The following is a 17,063-nucleotide window of genomic DNA, read 5'->3' as shown; positions in this document are numbered from 1 at the left end:
CCAAAAAGCTGGACGAGACCCCGTGATGCTCTGCGATCTTGGTCATCGGAAGTTGCCATACCTCTGCGTACAACTCCTCACGAGTGACCGGCCCGCCAGGGCTTGAATTTGGTTGTTCGAACACCGCTGCAGAAGACATACATTGATCCTTAAGCCCCAATATGGCCGGCTCCGACACGCCAACGGGTGGCAAGTCGGCCCGAACCCGTCAGGGGACCAATTATCCAGGTACCCCTGTTGTACCAAACCCTCCCCGGCCCTCTCCACCGCGTTGTTTACCCAATAGGTAGCAGCCAGCATTGGCACGAGGAACAGGGTAACGAGGAGAAGGACAGCCATGCCCGCAACATCCGAGCAACGCCCTGCCCGCTTGATCGCTTGCATGCCCCGAATACTTCGGGCCAACGCGGCACCCGCCTACCTCGGCATGTGCCGTACCGAGTTCAACAAAACTGTTCGCCCCTACGTCCGGGAATTCCGCATTGGAGTGCAAGGCATCGGCTTTGATCGCGAAGAGCTGGATGCCTGGGCAGACGCCTACATCGACCGGGCCATCATTGAAAAGGAAGGCGCCTCGGGACATGATCACACCCGCAGCGAGCGCCAAGGAGAAAAACTATGGCGCAAAAAACCATTAGCGGCCTCTACCAAAGGAACGGGATCTGGCACATCGACAAGGTCTTCAGAGGTCAGCGAATTCAGGAAAGCACTGGATCAAGCGATAGGAAGGAGGCGGAGCAATACCTGATACACAAGCTGGAAAAGCTGCGCGAGCAGAAGATCTACGGCGTACGCAGGATCAGAACCTGGCGGGAAGCAGCCACTCGTTATCTGGTTGAGTACAAGGACCAACCCTCGATCGGCCTCACTGCTATCTACCTGGAGCAGTTGGATCCGTATATCGGGGACGTCCCCGTCACTCACGTCGATGATGAAACGCTGGCCCCGTACATCAGGGATCGCTTGAAGCCCCGAACGACCGGCGACGGCAAGGTGAAGCAGGGGGTTTCTTACCGAACGGTGAACATCGCCTTGGAGCGCGTCATACGCATTCTCAATCTCTGCGCCAGGAAATGGCGTGATGAGCATAAGCGTCCCTGGCTCGACGTAGTGCCGATGATCACCAAATTGGAGGAGAAGAAAACCAGGCGATCGCCCTATCCCCTGTCCTGGGAAGAGCAATCGATTCTCTTCGCCGAACTGCCTGATCATTTGCGCCGCATGGCGCTTTACAAGGTGAACAGCGGCTCACGCGAACAGGAAGTCGTGAAATTACGTTGGGACTGGGAGATACCGGTTCCCGAGCTCAAGACCAGTGTATTCCTGATACCTGCCGATTTTGGTGGCCGGCATGAGAGCTCAGGGGTCAAGAACGGCGACGAGCGCTTGGTGGTGCTGAACAACGTGGCGAAATCCGTCATCGAAGGGCAACGAGGTCTGGACCCGGTCTGGGTGTTCCCTTACGGAAAGCCTGACCAGAACGGCAAGGCAACGCCGGTGCACCGGATGAATGACTCGGCTTGGAAGAAAGCCAGGGTCAGGGCGGCAAAGAAGTTCCAGGAACAGTTTCTGCGCCCTGCCCCACCCGGGTTCGCCTCGATCCGCATCCACGACCTCAAGCACACCTTTGGCCGGCGGCTTCGGGCGGCCGGGGTGACGGAGGAGGACCGGCGGGCTCTGCTGGGGCACAAGAACGGCAGCATCACCAGTCACTACTCGGCGGCAGAGCTGGGAAAACTGATCGAAGAGGCCAACAAAATATCGGCTACCGACTCCCGCGGACCGGTGCTGACGATACTGAGGAGGAAGGCAGGATGAAGAGTCCCGCAAAAGTCCCTGAAACGAAAAAGGCCAGTCGTTTCCGAACTGGCCTAAGTCGTTGAAGAATATGGTCGGGACGGAGTGATTCGAACACTCGACCCCTTGCACCCCATGCAAGTGCGCTACCAGGCTGCGCTACGCCCCGACATTTGTTGCTCGTTCCGTGTTGCTGGAACGGAGCGAACTATACTTTAAGCTTTTGAATTATGGAAGGTTTTTTTCAAAAAAATTCACTTCCGTAACACATGGAGGACATCTTCGAGCTCAGCGATCATCTGGCGGATGAGCTGCTTGTACTGCGTGGTGTCTTCCTTGGCTTCGTCCCCGGAGAGGCGCTGGCGCGCCCCGCCGATGGTAAAGCCTTGATCGTATAACAGCGCCCGGATCTGCCGAATCATCAGCACATCCTGGCGCTGGTAGTAGCGCCGGTTCCCACGCCGCTTTACTGGGTTGAGCTGGGGAAATTCCTGCTCCCAGTAACGCAGCACATGGGGCTTGACTGCGCAGAGTTCACTAACTTCGCCAATAGTGAAGTAACGCTTGCCTGGAATGGGCGGTAACTCGTCGTTATGACTTGGTTCCAGCATAAGCTTCGACCCTGGCTTTGAGTTTCTGCCCTGGACGGAAAGTGACCACACGGCGAGCCGTGATCGGGATTTCCTCTCCTGTCTTCGGGTTTCGGCCAGGCCGCTGACGCTTGTCGCGCAAGTCAAAGTTGCCGAAGCCCGACAACTTCACCTGTTCGTTGTGCTCCAGCGCCTGACGGATTTCCTCGAAGAACAGCTCCACCAATTCCTTGGCTTCCCGTTTATTCAGGCCAAGCTCTTCATAAAGACGTTCAGCCATCTCAGCTTTCGTCAGAGCCCCCATACGCTACTTCCTTAACGTGGCATTGAACCTGTCTTCCAGCGAGGTGACGATGTTTTGCGTTGTGGTGTTCACCTCATCGTCAGTAAGAGTGCGCGATGGATGCTGCCAGGTCAAGCCGACGGCAAGGCTTTTTCTAAGCGGATCAATGCCTTTACCCTGATACACGTCAAATAGCCTGAGGTCCGTCATCCACTCGCCAGCGGCTTCGCGGATGGTGGCCAGCACGGACTCAGCCGGAACCTCGCGATCCACCAGCAGCGCCAGGTCACGACGCACTTCAGGGAAGCGCGACAGTTCGCTGAAGCTCGGCAGCTTGCCTTTCATCACTTCGGCCAGTACCAGCTCGAACAGGTAGACCGGCTGATCCAGATCCAGGGTCTTGGCCAGCTCCGGGTGCAGCGCACCGAGGAAGCCAACCAGGCGCCCTTCCCTTTCGATACGGGCGGTCTGGCCCGGATGCAGAGCTGGATGCTCGCCCGGCACGAAGCTGAAGGCCCCCAGGTCGCCAGCGGCGCCGAGAACGGCTTCGACATCAGCCTTAGCGTCGTAGAAGTCGACCGCGTCGCGACCGTGGGCCCAACCTTCCGGCAGACGGGAACCACAGAGCACGCCCGCCAGCATCGGCTCCTGCTTCAGGCCTTCAAGCTGGCCAACGAAGCGCAAGCCACTTTCGAATAGGCGAACGCGGGACTGCTGACGGTTGAGGTTATGCCGCAGCGCACTCACCAGGCCCGGCCACAGCGAAGAACGCATGGCAGCCATATCGGCGGAGATGGGGTTGGCCAGCATCAGCGGCTTCACGCCCGGATTGAACAGTTCAAACAGCTTCGGATCGATGAAGCTGTAGGTGATGGCTTCGTGGAAACCACGGGCCACCAGCAGGCGACGCAGCGCCGGCAGTTCGATCGCACCTTCGGCGCGCGCACGCGGCGCCAGGCGGGCTTGCGGGTAACGAACCGGCAGACGGTTGTAGCCGTAGAGGCGGCCCAGCTCTTCGATCAGGTCCACTTCCAGGCTGATATCGAAGCGGTGGCTCGGCACTTCGACGCGCCACTGTCCGGCACCTTCGGCAGTGGCCTTGAGGTCCAGTGCAGAAAGCAGACGCTCGACTTCGCCAGCGTCCATTTCCATGCCCAGCATCTGGGCGATACGCTCGGCACGCAGGGTAACCGGCGCGACTTTCGGCAGGTGGTCCTGGCTGGCAACTTCGATGATCGGACCCGCTTCGCCACCGACGATTTCCAGCAGCAGGCCGGTCGCACGCTCCATGGCTTCACGAGCCAGCTCGAAGTCGACACCACGCTCGAAGCGGTGAGAGGAGTCGGTGTGCAGGCCATAGGAACGAGCCTTGCCGGCGACTGCGATGGTGTCGAAGAAGGCCGCTTCCAGGAACAGGTCGCGAGTCTTGTCACTGACGCCACTGTGCTCGCCCCCCATCACACCGGCGATGGCCAGGGCGCGGTCATGGTCGGCGATCACCAGGGTGTCGGCGCGCAGGGAAACTTCCTGGCCGTCCAGCAGAACGAGTTTCTCGCCCTCTTCTGCCATGCGCACGCGAATGCCACCGTTGATTTCGGCGAGGTCGAAGGCGTGCATGGGCTGACCGAGCTCGAGCATCACGTAGTTGGTGATGTCGACAGCAGCATCGATGGAGCGAACGTCGGAGCGACGCAGGCACTCGACCATCCACAGCGGGGTCGGGCGGGACAGGTCGACATTGCGGATCACACGACCAAGGTAACGCGGGCAGGCAGCCGGAGCGGTCACTTCAACCGGGCGTACTTCGTCGTGGGCCGGCGCAACAGCTGCGACTTGCGGACGGGTGACCGGAGCGGCGTAGAGCGCCCCCACTTCGCGAGCCAGGCCGGACAGGCTCAGGCAGTCGCCGCGGTTAGGGGTCAGGCCCAGCTCGATGATCACGTCATCCAGGCCGAGGTAGGCACGGATGTCCTGTCCGACCGGAGCGTCCGCTTCCAGTTCCATCAGGCCGTCGTGGTCATCGCTGATCTGCAGTTCAGAAGCCGAGCACAGCATGCCGTGGGATTCGACGCCACGCAGCTTGGCCTTCTTGATCTTGAAGTCGCCCGGCAGTTGGGCACCGATCATGGCGAAGGGGATCTTCAGGCCGGGACGCACGTTGGGCGCGCCGCACACAACCTGGAGGGTCTCGCTGCCATTGCTCACCTGGCAGACGCGCAGCTTGTCCGCGTCCGGGTGTTGTTCGGTGCTCAGCACCTCGCCCACAACCACACCACTGAAGGCGCCCGCTACCGGAGTAACGCTGTCGACCTCAAGGCCGGCCATGGACAGACGAGCCACCAGCTCGTCGCGGGATACCTGCGGGCTTACCCAGCTCCGCAGCCATTGTTCACTGAATTTCATCCTGCTCTCCTAAGGGATTCGTTTCGGACACTACGACCTAGCGGAATTGCGCGAGGAAGCGCAGGTCGTTGTCGAAGAACAGGCGCAAGTCGTTGACGCCATAGCGCAGCATGGCCAAGCGCTCAACGCCCATGCCGAAGGCGAAGCCCTGGTATTTCTCCGGATCGATGCCGGACATGCGCAACACGTTCGGATGAACCATGCCGCAACCCATCACTTCCAGCCAGCCGGTCTGCTTGCAAACGCGGCAGCCCTTGCCAGAGCACATCACGCACTGCATGTCGACTTCGGCCGACGGCTCGGTGAAGGGGAAGAAGGAGGGACGGAAGCGCACGCCGAGGTCCTTCTCGAAGAACACGCGCAGGAACTCTTCGATGGTGCCCTTGAGGTCGGCAAAGCTGATGCCTTCATCCACCAGTAGGCCTTCGACCTGGTGGAACATCGGCGAGTGGGTAATATCTGAGTCGCAGCGATATACGCGGCCGGGGCATACGATGCGGATCGGCGGCTGCTGGGACTCCATGGTGCGCACCTGTACCGGGGAGGTATGGGTACGCAGCAGCATGTTCGCATTGAAGTAGAAGGTGTCGTGCATTGCCCGGGCCGGGTGGTGGCCGGGAATGTTGAGCGCTTCGAAGTTGTGGTAGTCGTCTTCGACTTCGGGGCCTTCGGCAATGCCGTAGCCAATCCGGGTGAAGAACTGCTCGACGCGCTCAAGAGTACGGGTAACCGGATGCAGGCCACCGGAGGCCTGGCCACGGCCCGGCAGGGTCACATCGATACGCTCGGCCGCGAGCTTGGCGGTCAGGGCAGCCTGCTCAAGCGACTCTTTGCGGATACTCAAGGCGTCCTGAACGCGCTCCTTGGCGGCGTTGATCAGTGCGCCGACCTTGGGACGCTCCTCAGCCGGCAGGTCGCCCAGGGTCTTCATCACCTGGGTCAGTTCGCCTTTCTTGCCAAGGTAGTGAACGCGAATCTGCTCCAGGGCGCTCACGTCTTCGGTTTGTTGCACGGCCTCAAGCGCTTGAGAGACCAGCGCATCCAGATTTTCCATTTACTGACTCCAGATACGAAATAGGGGAAGAGCGCAAGGCCCTTCCCCTATCGGTGACGTTCAGCACCGGGTGAACCCGGTGATTGTCGGGGACTTAAGCCAGAACGGCCTTAGCTTTCTCGACAATCGCAGCAAACGCCGCTTTTTCGTTCACTGCCAGGTCGGCCAGAACCTTACGGTCGATCTCGATGGCCGCTTTTTTCAGGCCAGCGATCAGACGGCTGTAGGACAGACCGTTCTGACGAGCACCGGCGTTGATACGAGCGATCCACAGAGCGCGGAACTGACGCTTGCGCTGACGACGGTCACGGTAGGCGTATTGGCCAGCCTTGATCACCGCCTGCTTGGCAACGCGGAACACGCGGCTGCGTGCGCCATAGTAGCCTTTGGCGAGTTTCAGAATTTTCTTGTGACGAGCACGAGCGATGACGCCACGCTTAACACGAGCCATGAGTAATTTCCTCTAGAATCTTGACCGATTAACGAACGCGCAGCATGCGCTCTACTTTACGTACGTCAGACGGGTGCACCAGGGTGCAGCCGCGCAGCTGACGCTTACGCTTGGTAGTCATCTTGGTCAGGATGTGGCTCTTGAAAGCGTGCTTGTGCTTGAAGCCGGAAGCGGTCTTCTTGAAGCGCTTCGCAGCACCGCTCTTGGTTTTCATTTTTGGCATGTTCGGATACTCCGCATTCAATCAATAAACATAACCGCAAGGCCTGCCAGTGCCCTGGGGGTTATTTTCGCTTTTTGGGAGCGATGACCATCATCAGCTGGCGTCCTTCCAGCTTAGGATGCTGTTCTACGGTGCCGTATTCGGCGAGGTCGGCTTCGACCCGCTTCAACAGCTCCATACCCAGCTCCTGGTGAGCCATCTCACGGCCGCGGAATCGCAGGGATACCTTGGCCTTGTCCCCATCATTAAGGAAACGTACCAGGTTGCGTAGTTTTACCTGGTAATCCCCTTCTTCCGTCCCTGGACGAAACTTGATTTCTTTAATCTGCTGCTGGTGCTGGTTCTTCTTCGCCGCAGCGGCCTGCTTCTTCTTCTCGAAGAGGTGCTTGCCGTAATCCATGATCCGGCAAACAGGTGGCACGGCATCGGCAGAGATCTCTACCAGATCCAGCTTCGCTTCTTCAGCAGCGCGAAGCGCTTCATCAATCGAGACGACGCCAATCTGCTGGCCGTCAGCACCAATCAACCGCACCTCGCGAGCCGTAATGTTCTCGTTGATCGGGGCTTTCGGTTGAGTCCGCTTGTCTTGTCTCATTTCACGCTTAATAGTGATTACTCCAATTCTTGGCGACCACGCCGGGAAACCGCTTGTGCGAGCAACTCAGAGAAGCTTTCGAAGGGCATGGAACCCAGGTCGACACCCTCACGGGTACGCACAGCAACGGATCGAGTCTCAACTTCCCGGTCTCCAATAACCAAGAGATAGGGAACCTTGAGCAAAGTATGCTCGCGGATTTTAAAGCCGATTTTTTCGTTTCTCAAGTCGGACTTGGCACGGAAACCGCTTTCGTTGAGGGCCTTCTCCACTTCGACGGCGAAATCGGCCTGCTTGTCAGTGATGTTCATGATCACCGCCTGGGTCGGCGCCAGCCAGGCCGGGAACGATCCAGCGTAATGCTCGATCAGCATGCCGATGAAGCGCTCGAAGGAACCGAGAATCGCGCGGTGCAACATGACCGGGCGCTTACGGTTGTTATCTTCGGCGATATAGCTGGCATCCAGGCGCTCTGGCAGGTTCGGATCGTACTGCAGGGTGCCGCACTGCCAGTTACGACCGAGGCAGTCCTTCAGGGTGAACTCGATCTTCGGGCCATAGAAAGCACCCTCCCCCGGCTGGTATTCCCAGGACAGACCGGACTCGTTCAGCGCATCAGCCAGAGCACCTTCAGCGCGATCCCACAGCTCGTCGGAACCCACACGCTTTGCCGGACGAGTGGACAGCTTCATGGAAATGTCAGAGAAGCCGAAGTCCTTGTAGACCTGAAGGGTCAGCTTGATGAAATCGGCCGCCTCCTTCTTTACCTGATCTTCGGTGCAGAAGATGTGGGCGTCGTCCTGGGTGAAACCACGCACGCGCATGATGCCGTGCAGCGCGCCGGACGGCTCGTTACGGTGACAGGCACCGAATTCGGCCAAACGCAGCGGCAGGTCACGATAGGACTTCAGGCCCTGGTTGAAGATCTGCACGTGGCACGGGCAGTTCATCGGCTTGACCGCGTAGTCGCGACTTTCCGACGCAGTGGTGAACATGTTTTCCGCGTAGTTGGACCAGTGCCCCGAACGCTCCCAGAGGATTCGGTCGACCACCTGCGGGGTGCGCACTTCCACATAACCGTGATCGCGCTGCACCTTGCGCATGTACTGCTCCAGCACCTGATAGACAGTCCAGCCAGCCGGATGCCAGAACACCATGCCCGGCGCCTCTTCCTGCAGATGGAACAGATCCAGCTGCTTGCCGATGCGGCGGTGGTCACGCTTTTCAGCTTCTTCAATGCGCTGGACATAGGCCGCCAGCTGCTTCTTGTCGGCCCAGGCAGTGCCATAGATACGCTGCAGCTGCTCGTTCTTCGAGTCGCCGCGCCAGTAGGCACCGGAAATCTTGGTCAGTTTGAAGGCTTTCAGGAAGCGGGTGTTCGGCACGTGCGGGCCGCGACACATGTCCACGTACTCCTCGTGGAAGTACAGGCCCATGGCCGTTTCGTCCGGCATGTCGTCGATCAAGCGCAGCTTGTATTCCTCACCGCGAGCCTTGAACAACTCGATAACCTCGGCACGCGGAGTCATCTTCTTGATGACGTCGTAGTCCTTGTCGATCAGCTCAGCCATGCGCTTTTCGATCGCCGCCATATCTTCAGGAGTGAAGGGGCGCTCGAAGGCGATGTCGTAGTAGAAGCCCTCCTCGATCACCGGACCGATCACCATCCGGGCAGTCGGATAGAGCTGCTTGACGGCGTGGCCAACCAGGTGCGCGCAGGAGTGGCGGATGATCTCCAGCCCCTCCTCGTCCTTCGGCGTGATGATTTGCAGGGTAGCGTCGGTTTCGATCAGATCGCAGGCATCCACCTGCTTGCCGTTGACCTTGCCAGCCAGAGTTGCCTTGGCCAGGCCCGCACCGATGGACTGGGCCACCTCGAGCACGGTAACGGGATTATCGAAAGTACGCTGACTGCCGTCAGGAAGAGTGATGATGGGCATGGCGCCTCCTCTCCTAGTGGTGACCTCTACCAAAGGCCACATGGGTTGGGATGAGCCAGTACGCGATTCGGTGGTATGCCTGCCATACGGTGGCAGGAGCCTTGGGGCCAACCATGACCGAACCAGAGTCACTGGAGGTAATGAAGAGCGGGATGCTTGCAGAAAGCCGGAGACCCGACAAGCGCCCAATAAAAAAGGGCCACCTGAGTGACCCTTTTTTATCGAATTTGGTAGGCACAATTGGACTCGAACCAACGACCCCCACCATGTCAAGGTGGTGCTCTAACCAACTGAGCTATGTGCCTTCGATGGGTGCGCATTCTACGGACTAACTTTTCCCTGTCAACACCTTTTTTCGCTAACTCTCTGAAAAAGTGGATTTTTTACTGTTCATCGCCTCGTTGAATATTTTGCACAGGCACTAGCCGACCCGTTTCAAGTCAGGTAGCATCATCTCATCTGTAAAAAATAAAAAACAGAGATTTCATTATGACGCACACTCCCTACCCCCAGTCCTATTACGCGTTCTCGGCCAACCCGGCGCCGGCACGCCCCGAACTGCAAGGTGAGACCGAAACCGACGTCTGCATCATCGGCGCAGGCTATACCGGCCTCTCCACGGCCCTCTTCCTTCTGGAGAGTGGCTTCAAGGTCACCGTACTTGAAGCCGCCAAGGTGGGCTTCGGCGCGTCAGGTCGCAACGGCGGCCAGATCGTCAACAGCTACAGCCGCGACATCGATGCTATCGAGCGCACCGCGAATCCGAAGAACGCCAGGCTGATGGCCGACATGGCCTTCGAAGGCGGCCGCATCATTCGCGACCGCATCAAGAAGTACAACATCCAGTGCGACCTGAAGGACGGCGGTGTATTCGCAGCCTTCACCAAGAAGCAGATGGGTCACCTGGAAGCCCAGAAGAAGCTCTGGGAACGCTTCGGCCACAACCAGCTGGAACTGCTGGACGCCAAGCGCATCCGTGAAGTCGTCGCCACCGACAACTATATCGGCGGCATGCTGGACATGAGCGGTGGTCACATCCATCCGCTCAATCTGGCCCTGGGTGAAGCCGCGGCTGTGGAATCCCTCGGCGGCCTGATCCACGAGCAGAGCCCTGCGACCCGTATCGAGCGCGGCGCCAACCCGGTGGTGCACACCCCGAAAGGCCGCGTGAAGGCCAAGTTCGTGGTTGTGGCCGGCAATGCCTACCTGGGCAACCTGGTTCCGGAGCTGGCCAGCAAGTCCATGCCGTGCGGCACCCAGGTGATCACCACCGAGCCGCTGTCCGATGAACTGGCCAAGAGCCTGTTGCCGCAGGACTACTGCGTCGAGGACTGCAACTATCTGCTGGACTACTACCGCCTCTCCGGCGACAAGCGCCTGATCTACGGCGGCGGCGTGGTCTACGGTGCTCGCGACCCGGCGAACATCGAAGCCATCATCCGCCCGAAGATGCTGAAGACCTTCCCGCAGCTGAAGAACGTGAAGATCGACTTCGCCTGGACCGGCAACTTCCTGCTGACCCTGTCGCGCCTGCCCCAGGTCGGCCGGATCGGCGACAACATCTACTACTCCCAGGGCTGTAGCGGCCACGGCGTGACCTACACCCACATCGCGGGCAAGGTGATCGCCGAAACCCTGCGCGGCCAGGCCGAGCGCTTCGACGCCTTTGCCAGCCTGCCACACTACCCCTTCCCGGGTGGCCGCATGTTCCGCGTACCCTTCACTGCGATGGGCGCCTGGTACTACACCATGCGTGACAAGCTGGGCGTCTGATCCGCCCGCAACGAAAACGGCGCCCCAGGGCGCCGTTTTTCATTTCGCCAATAACTTGCTCAAGGCATCTGCAGGCGCGCCATTTTCGCGGCGTTGACCTGGCCCGCCGCCGCGAGCTCATCCGCCGCCTTCAGCCAACGCGCCCGCTCCACCGACGCCGGCAATTGATTCGGCGCCTGCACCAGCACCGCCCAATGGTCCGCCTCCGTCCAATCCGCCTCGAACTCCCTGAAGCTCATCACCGCGCGACGCTTATGGCCCTGACGCAGCAGCACCTGCTGGTTGGTGCGGTCGTAGCCGACCAGCAATGCATAGCGCCACGAGGGCATCCAGCCGAAGCCTTCACGCAGGTGCACCAGCACCGGATTGCCGGCGGAAACCTGCTCCAGCAGGTCATCCAGCCGGTTGCCCAGCGGATAGACGATCAGGCCGTGCTGACGCGCGGTCGCCGCCAGCCCTTCGCGCAGGGATGCCTCCTTCTGCGGCAGCTGCAACTCCTTCTCGACCATGCCCGGCGTCACCTCGTCCCCCTGCTGGGTCAGCAGGGCGGCCAGCGAAGCCGGTGCACTCTGGTAGGCGTTCTGGGCGAAGAAGGGAACACCATTCAGCTCGACCCGCTCAGGCCCCGCCCGCAGCTTCGACGACAGCGACTGGGCGGCACAACCGGCCAGTGCGGCCACGCAGGCGGCAACAAGGACGGGACGAAAAAAGCGATTCAGGACGGGCACGGCAATACTCGCTGTAGGCAACCTCGAACGGCTGCCGATGATACTGGCAGGAGCCCGGGCGGTACATCGCGCGCCTTGCAGGGAGCGATCCGGAACAATGCCGGCTGCGCTCTGTATACCCATCGCATCGTGCAAAATGCACAACAGCGGGTACAAAAGCCGCTTACCCATTCATTTGCGCGACAAAAATTTAGTTTTTCACGACGCGCTGTGACTTATTGGTCGGGTCTCGCCATCCACATTCACGACGGTGTAACAAAGGGCTGAAGCCGCGCCGTCACCTTCATTGGGCACAATATGGAGAGACCTGCTCCCATGAACACTCCGCTGCGTTTCAACGAAGCACTGATCATCGCCGGCCGTGCATTCAAACCCTTCCAGTGCGTTGCCTGGGCCCTGCAAGACGGTACCGGTGAACTGAGCATCAGCGTGATCGACCGCACCAATACCCGTCTGCTTGGTCGTTCGAAGATTCCATGCAGCACCTATTCCGATCCGGAGCAGCTGGCAAGCATCCTCAAGCAATCCCGCGAGGAGCTGAGCCGCCAGGGCTACAACCTCGAGCCCTGGACGATGCCGGAGTAAGACTCCAGCACCAGTGCCCAATGCGCGGCGGGCAGGCCCCCTGCTCGCCCCGGCTGCTTTTCCCTCCCGCTTTCCTCCCCTCCCCCCACGCACTGAATCCAGCCTCCTGACCAGGCCGAGGATTTCGTCAGACCTGGCTAGATCTGTGGGCTTATTGTCATTGTTGCCACCCACCGTTCGCTGCAGACTGACGTCATCTCTTCCCCCGAGATCGTCATGGAACCGATTCGCCATATCGCCTGCCTCGCCTTCGCCGACGTCATGAGCCTGGATGTCACCGGGCCGCTGCAGGTATTCGCCTCGGCCAATGTCGAGCGCCAGCGCCAAGGACTGCCACCGTGCTACGTGCTGCATCTGCTCGGCCCCGAAGCGGGGCCGGTGAAGACCTCCGCCGGCTTCGCGCTGGTGGCCGAGCAAGCTTGGCGAGAATTCGACCTGGCAAGCCTGGACACGCTGCTGATTCCCGGCGGAATGGAGATGGCCCCGCTATGCGAGGACGCGGCCTTGCTGGACTGGCTGCGCCAGGCAGAGCCGCAGGTACGACGCCTGGGCTCCATCTGTTCAGGCGCCCTGGTCCTGGCGGCGGCCGGATTGCTGGACGGGCGCAAGGCCACGACCCACTGGTCGGACGTGGAGGCCCTGAGCGGCCATAGATCGGTGGAAGTGCAAGCCGACCGTCTGCACACCTACGACCCTCAAGGTCGGGATGGCGACGCCCATGTGTTCACCTCCGCTGGCGTCACCTCCGGCATCGACCTGGCGCTGGCCCTGGTGGAAGCGGACCTCGGCCGGCCCATGGCGCTGGCAGTGGCTCGCCGACTGGTGCTGTTCCTGCGTCGTCCCGGTGGCCAGGCGCAGTTTAGCGCCCTACTCGCCCCGGAACCCAGCCGCACTCCCAGGCTGGCCGCGCTGCTGGAGTGGATCCCGGCCAACCTCGGCGGCGACCTGTCCCTCGAAGCGCTCGCGGCTCAGGCGAAGATGGCGCCGCGCAGCCTGTCGCGCACTTTTTCCCGGGAACTGGGCATAGGCCCCGGCCAATACGTCGAACGCGTCCGCCTGGAGGCCGCCCGCAGCCTGCTGCAGGACGCCCAGGCCTCCATCGCCACGGTGGCGCGCCTGACCGGCTTCGGTCATCCGGAAAACCTGCGCCGCACCTTTCACAAGCACCTGTCCGTGAGTCCGCAGGAGTACGCGGAGCGCTTCGGACGCCCGACCTTCGACTGAGGATTCCGCCATGCTCGAACTGCGCCCCAACTGCGAATGCTGCGACAAGAATCTGCCCCCGGAGTCAACCGAGGCCCTGATTTGCTCGTTCGAATGCACCTTCTGCCGTGACTGTGCCGATCAGCGCCTGCACGGAACCTGCCCCAACTGCGGCGGCGAACTGGTGCGGCGACCAATCCGCCCCGTCGCCAAGCTGGCCAGGTATCCCGCGTCCAAGCAGCGCATCCTGAAGTCCGCGGGCTGCCCTCGCCCGCAAGCGGGAGAGGGGGTTGTCCGCGCAGGCCTTTAGGCCCGTATACACCCCTGTGGGGGCGAATTCACTCCCGCAGAGCCCATGAAAAAGGCGACCCGAAGGTCGCCTTTCCCGTTTCGCTCGCGCCTTAGTAGTAGGCGTTTTCGCGATTGCTGTGGTCGGTGACGTCACGCACACCCTTGAGCTCTGGGATACGCTCCATCAGGGTTTTCTCGACGCCATCTTTCAGGGTCATGTCGACCATGCCGCAGCCCTGGCAGCCGCCGCCGAAACGCAGCACGGCAATGCCTTCCTCGACCACGTCCACCAGGCTCACCTGGCCGCCGTGGCTGGCCAAGCCGGGGTTGATCTCGGTCTGCAGGTAGTAATTGATGCGCTCATTGAGCGGGCTGTCTTCGTTGACCATCGGCACCTTGGCGTTCGGCGCCTTGATGGTCAGCTGGCCGCCCATGCGGTCGGTGGCGTAGTCGACGATAGCGTCTTCCAGGAAAGGCTCGCTGATGCCGTCGATCCAGGCGGTGAACGCAGCCAGTGCCAGGGCGCTGTCTTCCGGCTTCTGCTCGCCCGGCTTGCAATAGGCGATGCAGGTTTCGGCGTACTGGGTACCTGGCTGGGTGATGAAGATACGAATACCGATGCCCGGGGTGTTCTGCTTCTCCAGCAGGTCAGCCAGATAATCCTGGGCAGCTTGGGTAATGGTGATAGCGCTCATGGCAACTCCTCGCAAACATGGGCGCAGTGTACGCCAAAGGGGAACAGGGGTTAAAGCCCTACCAATTTGGTAGGAATTATTCTCGTCAAAGATTCTGATAGCGATTCATATCCAGCTCTCCCGCCTCCACCGGCTCGGTTTCGCGGATGAAAGCCGCCAGGTCATGGAAGTAGGACCAGAATTCCGGGTGGGTGCGACGGATGCCCCAGCGCTCCACCACCTTCTCGAATGCCAAATCGTCCTTCGCCTGTTCCAGGGCAGAGACGAAGGCCTCCACCTCCCCCGCCTTGAGGTTGAAGATGAAGTTCGGGTAGCTGGAGAGCACACCGGGGTACAGCGTCAGGGTGTCCAGCCCCGGCTGGTAACGCAGCGCTTCGCCGAGCATGAAGGCCACGTTGCTGTGGGCACGGTTGCGCAGGAGGCTGTAGATCTCGCGGCGCCCATCGGCGGTTTCGACTCGCAACAAGGTTGCCTCCGGCAGTTGCTCGATCACCTTGAGCCCTGCAGCCGGCCGGCTCACCAGGCGGCTGAGAACCTGTTCCACGTCCTGCAGTTCGCGTTCGACGCCCGGCCGGAAGCAACGGCCATCGATGCAACGGTTGATCGGGTCGGGCCTTGCGTTGATCCCGGCGTAGCGCGACAGCAGCTCCTGGGCGAACGCACGCTTGGGGTCCTGTTCGGGCAAGGCGAGAGCACTCGGGGTGGTCTTGTCGATGCTCTGGTAGTCCAGCCACATCTTCACCTTGCCGCTCTTCTGGTACCAGTCGCCGAGCAGCGCCGCCCGGGACCCGGCAGGCATCAGGCGGAGGAAGTTCACCTCGGCGCCATTGCGGATCAGGTCGAAGTACAGCCGCGTCTGTGCCTGGTGGGAGACATTACCGAACACGTCGAAGTTGACCACCAACTGGTAGTAGGTGCGCTCGAACAGCGGATAGTCCATCCACCAGATGGTCTGCGGAATCTCGCCGATCAGGCCTTTGCGCACAGAAGCGCTGTCATGCTGACGGAAGATCGATAGCAGCGCGTTGTCGTTGCCGGTCCAGATATGTGACCAGCTTGGCAGCGGTGCATCCGCATAAGCCTCCATGCGCAGCGCTTCGTACTGGTTGCGCTTGTCGCGGTAGCTGCGCCACAGCCCCAGCAGGTCGCCGATCTCGTCGAACTGCCCCGGCATCGCCAGCAGCGGCGTCGCCTGCTCGCGGTACTCGGCATCGATGATATACAGGTCGTGGGCCGGGGCCTGGAACAGTGTCCAGAAGTTGTCGCGGATCACGTCGGTGGCGATCTGGCCACGGCAGACGGGGCCTCGAATGAAAGTCCGCACGAAGTACTCGGCGTTATCCAGCATGAACTGGTAGCGCGCCTGCGCCGGAATGGCCTGGAAGGTCTCGAAGGGGTTGGCGCGGCGCTGGGCGCCGTAGCCGGGCACCTGGTCGGCGGCCCAATCACCACTGAAGAACAGCTCCTTGACCCGCGCCAGCTTCGCCGCGCTCAGCGGATACGTGATGTGGGTCTTGTGCACGATCACGCCCTGGATGGGCCAGAGACGGTAGTAGAAGGTGTTGCCCGGATCTTCGTTCGGGCGACGCGTGGCGATGGGGTCGATCGGCTGGCCGCTGGGCGTGCGCGATCGCACCAGCTGGAAGAAGTGCCCCGGCTCGCCGCCCTCGAAATAAAGGTGCGCAAGGAACAGGTGCTCGAACAGCCAGCGCCCCACCAGCGCCTCACGGGCGCCCGGCGCATTGAGCAGGTTTTCCCACGCGGCCACCTGGCGCGCCTCGGCGGCGCTGGGCTGCACAGCCCGCTCCTCGACCGGGGCGCCCTGGGCCAGCCAGCGTTGCAGGGTCTGGTATTCAGCGTCGCTGAGGCCGGTCACCGCGAACGGCATGCCGGCACGGGCGTGCTTGCGGGCGTAGTCGTCGAACTCCCCGGGCAGCGGGCACAGGTTCTGGCGATTGATACCGATATCGAGGTCAGCTGGCAGCTTGGCATTGGCTTGCGGCGGATTCGACCGGCTCAGCTCCAGCATCCGCGCCATCAGCGCGGCCTGGGCGCCATTGGCGTCGAGCACGGAATGAAAGCCCTTGCGTTGCCAGGCCTCGGCGCCCTGCGCGTCGAAGTACAGGCGAGTGGTTTCCTGCGCCCTGGTACGGCCGCCGTCGTACACCGGCAGCTTGCTGGCACCCCGCGCAGCCCCCTCGGCACTGCCCAGGTTGAGCTGGCAAGGCGAGTCGTAACAGGCATGGCAGGCCACGCACTTCTGCGTGAAGATCGGCTGGACGTCGCGGCTGTAGGACAGCTCCTCAGCCACTGTCGGGCGCATCCACAGCATGAACAGGACAAACAACGAAGCAAGGGTACGCAGCGACATGACTCGATCCGTGAGGAGTGAATAGGCGGATTCTAGTGGCTTGCGGGATGGCGCGGCGAATTCGCCCCCGCACCAACATGA

General features: G+C 61.1%; 16 protein-coding genes and 2 tRNA genes. 5 read left to right on the top strand and 13 right to left on the bottom strand.

Going from position 1 to position 17,063, the window contains the following annotated elements:
- Positions 1-618 precede the first annotated feature (618 nt).
- A complete protein-coding gene (locus ACFW0B_RS15395) occupies positions 619-1,818 on the top strand; it encodes a tyrosine-type recombinase/integrase (RefSeq protein ID WP_449149562.1) in 1,200 nt (399 codons plus the stop codon).
- A gap of 71 nt (positions 1,819-1,889) precedes the next feature.
- Here ACFW0B_RS15395 and ACFW0B_RS15390 read toward each other — a convergent pair.
- The 10 genes from ACFW0B_RS15390 to ACFW0B_RS15345 all read right to left on the bottom strand — a co-directional run bounded on the left by ACFW0B_RS15390 (position 1,890) and on the right by ACFW0B_RS15345 (position 9,641).
- Positions 1,890-1,966, bottom strand: a tRNA-Pro gene (locus tag ACFW0B_RS15390).
- Positions 1,967-2,051: 85 nt separating this feature from the next.
- On the bottom strand, positions 2,052-2,408 hold the full coding sequence (locus ACFW0B_RS15385) for a MerR family transcriptional regulator (RefSeq protein WP_016493505.1): 357 nt from the start codon (positions 2,406-2,408) through the stop codon (positions 2,052-2,054).
- Complete coding sequence (ihfA, locus tag ACFW0B_RS15380) at positions 2,389-2,691, bottom strand: integration host factor subunit alpha (protein ID WP_003282572.1); 303 nt, start codon at positions 2,689-2,691, stop codon at positions 2,389-2,391. Before ihfA ends, ACFW0B_RS15385 begins: the two co-directional genes overlap by 20 nt.
- A gap of 3 nt (positions 2,692-2,694) precedes the next feature.
- Positions 2,695-5,073, bottom strand: coding sequence for a phenylalanine--tRNA ligase subunit beta (gene pheT, locus ACFW0B_RS15375; protein ID WP_449149559.1), 2,379 nt, complete (start codon positions 5,071-5,073; stop codon positions 2,695-2,697).
- Positions 5,074-5,110: 37 nt separating this feature from the next.
- Positions 5,111-6,127: a phenylalanine--tRNA ligase subunit alpha gene (pheS, locus tag ACFW0B_RS15370; RefSeq protein WP_449149557.1), complete on the bottom strand. Its 1,017-nt coding sequence runs from the start codon at positions 6,125-6,127 to the stop codon at positions 5,111-5,113.
- A 94-nt stretch (positions 6,128-6,221) separates the two neighbouring features.
- Positions 6,222-6,578: a 50S ribosomal protein L20 gene (gene rplT, locus ACFW0B_RS15365; protein ID WP_044874620.1), complete on the bottom strand. Its 357-nt coding sequence runs from the start codon at positions 6,576-6,578 to the stop codon at positions 6,222-6,224.
- A 28-nt stretch (positions 6,579-6,606) separates the two neighbouring features.
- The gene (gene rpmI / locus ACFW0B_RS15360) at positions 6,607-6,801 is read right to left on the bottom strand and encodes a 50S ribosomal protein L35 (protein ID WP_016493509.1); all 195 of its coding nucleotides are present in this window, start codon (positions 6,799-6,801) and stop codon (positions 6,607-6,609) included.
- Positions 6,802-6,862: 61 nt separating this feature from the next.
- Positions 6,863-7,414: a translation initiation factor IF-3 gene (gene infC, locus ACFW0B_RS15355; protein WP_449149666.1), complete on the bottom strand. Its 552-nt coding sequence runs from the start codon at positions 7,412-7,414 to the stop codon at positions 6,863-6,865.
- Positions 7,414-9,336 (bottom strand): threonine--tRNA ligase, encoded by a 1,923-nt coding sequence (gene thrS, locus ACFW0B_RS15350; protein WP_449149555.1) that lies wholly within the window; start codon positions 9,334-9,336, stop codon positions 7,414-7,416. Before thrS ends, infC begins: the two co-directional genes overlap by 1 nt.
- 228 nt (positions 9,337-9,564) lie before the next feature.
- A tRNA-Val gene (locus ACFW0B_RS15345) sits at positions 9,565-9,641 on the bottom strand.
- A 184-nt stretch (positions 9,642-9,825) separates the two neighbouring features.
- Here ACFW0B_RS15345 and ACFW0B_RS15340 point away from each other — a divergent pair.
- On the top strand, positions 9,826-11,109 hold the full coding sequence (locus ACFW0B_RS15340; RefSeq protein ID WP_449149553.1) for an NAD(P)/FAD-dependent oxidoreductase: 1,284 nt from the start codon (positions 9,826-9,828) through the stop codon (positions 11,107-11,109).
- A 59-nt stretch (positions 11,110-11,168) separates the two neighbouring features.
- Here the strand turns inward: ACFW0B_RS15340 and ACFW0B_RS15335 are convergent, their stop codons facing one another.
- Positions 11,169-11,837, bottom strand: a complete 669-nt coding sequence (locus ACFW0B_RS15335; protein WP_449149551.1) for a PA2778 family cysteine peptidase — start codon at positions 11,835-11,837, stop codon at positions 11,169-11,171.
- A gap of 315 nt (positions 11,838-12,152) precedes the next feature.
- Between ACFW0B_RS15335 and ACFW0B_RS15330 the strand changes: the two genes are divergently transcribed.
- The 3 genes from ACFW0B_RS15330 to ACFW0B_RS15320 all read left to right on the top strand — a co-directional run bounded on the left by ACFW0B_RS15330 (position 12,153) and on the right by ACFW0B_RS15320 (position 13,935).
- Positions 12,153-12,422, top strand: coding sequence for a hypothetical protein (locus ACFW0B_RS15330; protein WP_449149549.1), 270 nt, complete (start codon positions 12,153-12,155; stop codon positions 12,420-12,422).
- Between the two features lie 216 nt (positions 12,423-12,638).
- Positions 12,639-13,646 carry a GlxA family transcriptional regulator gene (locus ACFW0B_RS15325; RefSeq protein ID WP_449149547.1) on the top strand — a complete coding sequence of 336 codons (1,008 nt, stop codon included), beginning with the start codon at positions 12,639-12,641 and terminating at the stop codon, positions 13,644-13,646.
- A gap of 10 nt (positions 13,647-13,656) precedes the next feature.
- The gene (locus tag ACFW0B_RS15320; RefSeq protein ID WP_449149545.1) at positions 13,657-13,935 is read left to right on the top strand and encodes a DUF1272 domain-containing protein; all 279 of its coding nucleotides are present in this window, start codon (positions 13,657-13,659) and stop codon (positions 13,933-13,935) included.
- Positions 13,936-14,026: 91 nt separating this feature from the next.
- Here ACFW0B_RS15320 and nfuA read toward each other — a convergent pair whose 3' ends face one another.
- On the bottom strand, positions 14,027-14,611 hold the full coding sequence (nfuA, locus tag ACFW0B_RS15315; protein ID WP_449149543.1) for a Fe-S biogenesis protein NfuA: 585 nt from the start codon (positions 14,609-14,611) through the stop codon (positions 14,027-14,029).
- Positions 14,612-14,696: 85 nt separating this feature from the next.
- Positions 14,697-16,982, bottom strand: coding sequence for a fatty acid cis/trans isomerase (locus ACFW0B_RS15310; RefSeq protein WP_449149541.1), 2,286 nt, complete (start codon positions 16,980-16,982; stop codon positions 14,697-14,699).
- Positions 16,983-17,063 lie beyond the last annotated feature (81 nt).

Source organism: Metapseudomonas phytobenefica (assembly GCF_043392685.1).
Taxonomy (GTDB): Bacteria; Pseudomonadota; Gammaproteobacteria; order Pseudomonadales; family Pseudomonadaceae; genus Metapseudomonas.
Note: the sequence above shows the minus strand (reverse complement) of the source record. Positions and strands in the feature narration are given on the sequence as shown.

Bases quoted from the DNA above. Each gene is read 5' to 3' on its own strand.
- rplT (WP_044874620.1), bottom strand. From the start codon at position 6,578: ATGGCTCGTGTTAAGCGTGGCGTCATCGCTCGTGCTCGTCACAAGAAA.
- ACFW0B_RS15320 (WP_449149545.1), top strand. From the start codon at position 13,657: ATGCTCGAACTGCGCCCCAACTGCGAATGCTGCGACAAGAATCTGCCC.
- ihfA (WP_003282572.1), bottom strand. From the start codon at position 2,691: ATGGGGGCTCTGACGAAAGCTGAGATGGCTGAACGTCTTTATGAAGAG.
- pheT (WP_449149559.1), bottom strand. From the start codon at position 5,073: ATGAAATTCAGTGAACAATGGCTGCGGAGCTGGGTAAGCCCGCAGGTA.
- ACFW0B_RS15385 (WP_016493505.1), bottom strand. From the start codon at position 2,408: ATGCTGGAACCAAGTCATAACGACGAGTTACCGCCCATTCCAGGCAAG.
- ACFW0B_RS15330 (WP_449149549.1), top strand. From the start codon at position 12,153: ATGAACACTCCGCTGCGTTTCAACGAAGCACTGATCATCGCCGGCCGT.
- thrS (WP_449149555.1), bottom strand. From the start codon at position 9,336: ATGCCCATCATCACTCTTCCTGACGGCAGTCAGCGTACTTTCGATAAT.
- ACFW0B_RS15310 (WP_449149541.1), bottom strand. From the start codon at position 16,982: ATGTCGCTGCGTACCCTTGCTTCGTTGTTTGTCCTGTTCATGCTGTGG.
- ACFW0B_RS15325 (WP_449149547.1), top strand. From the start codon at position 12,639: ATGGAACCGATTCGCCATATCGCCTGCCTCGCCTTCGCCGACGTCATG.
- pheS (WP_449149557.1), bottom strand. From the start codon at position 6,127: ATGGAAAATCTGGATGCGCTGGTCTCTCAAGCGCTTGAGGCCGTGCAA.
- ACFW0B_RS15395 (WP_449149562.1), top strand. From the start codon at position 619: ATGGCGCAAAAAACCATTAGCGGCCTCTACCAAAGGAACGGGATCTGG.
- ACFW0B_RS15340 (WP_449149553.1), top strand. From the start codon at position 9,826: ATGACGCACACTCCCTACCCCCAGTCCTATTACGCGTTCTCGGCCAAC.
- nfuA (WP_449149543.1), bottom strand. From the start codon at position 14,611: ATGAGCGCTATCACCATTACCCAAGCTGCCCAGGATTATCTGGCTGAC.
- rpmI (WP_016493509.1), bottom strand. From the start codon at position 6,801: ATGCCAAAAATGAAAACCAAGAGCGGTGCTGCGAAGCGCTTCAAGAAG.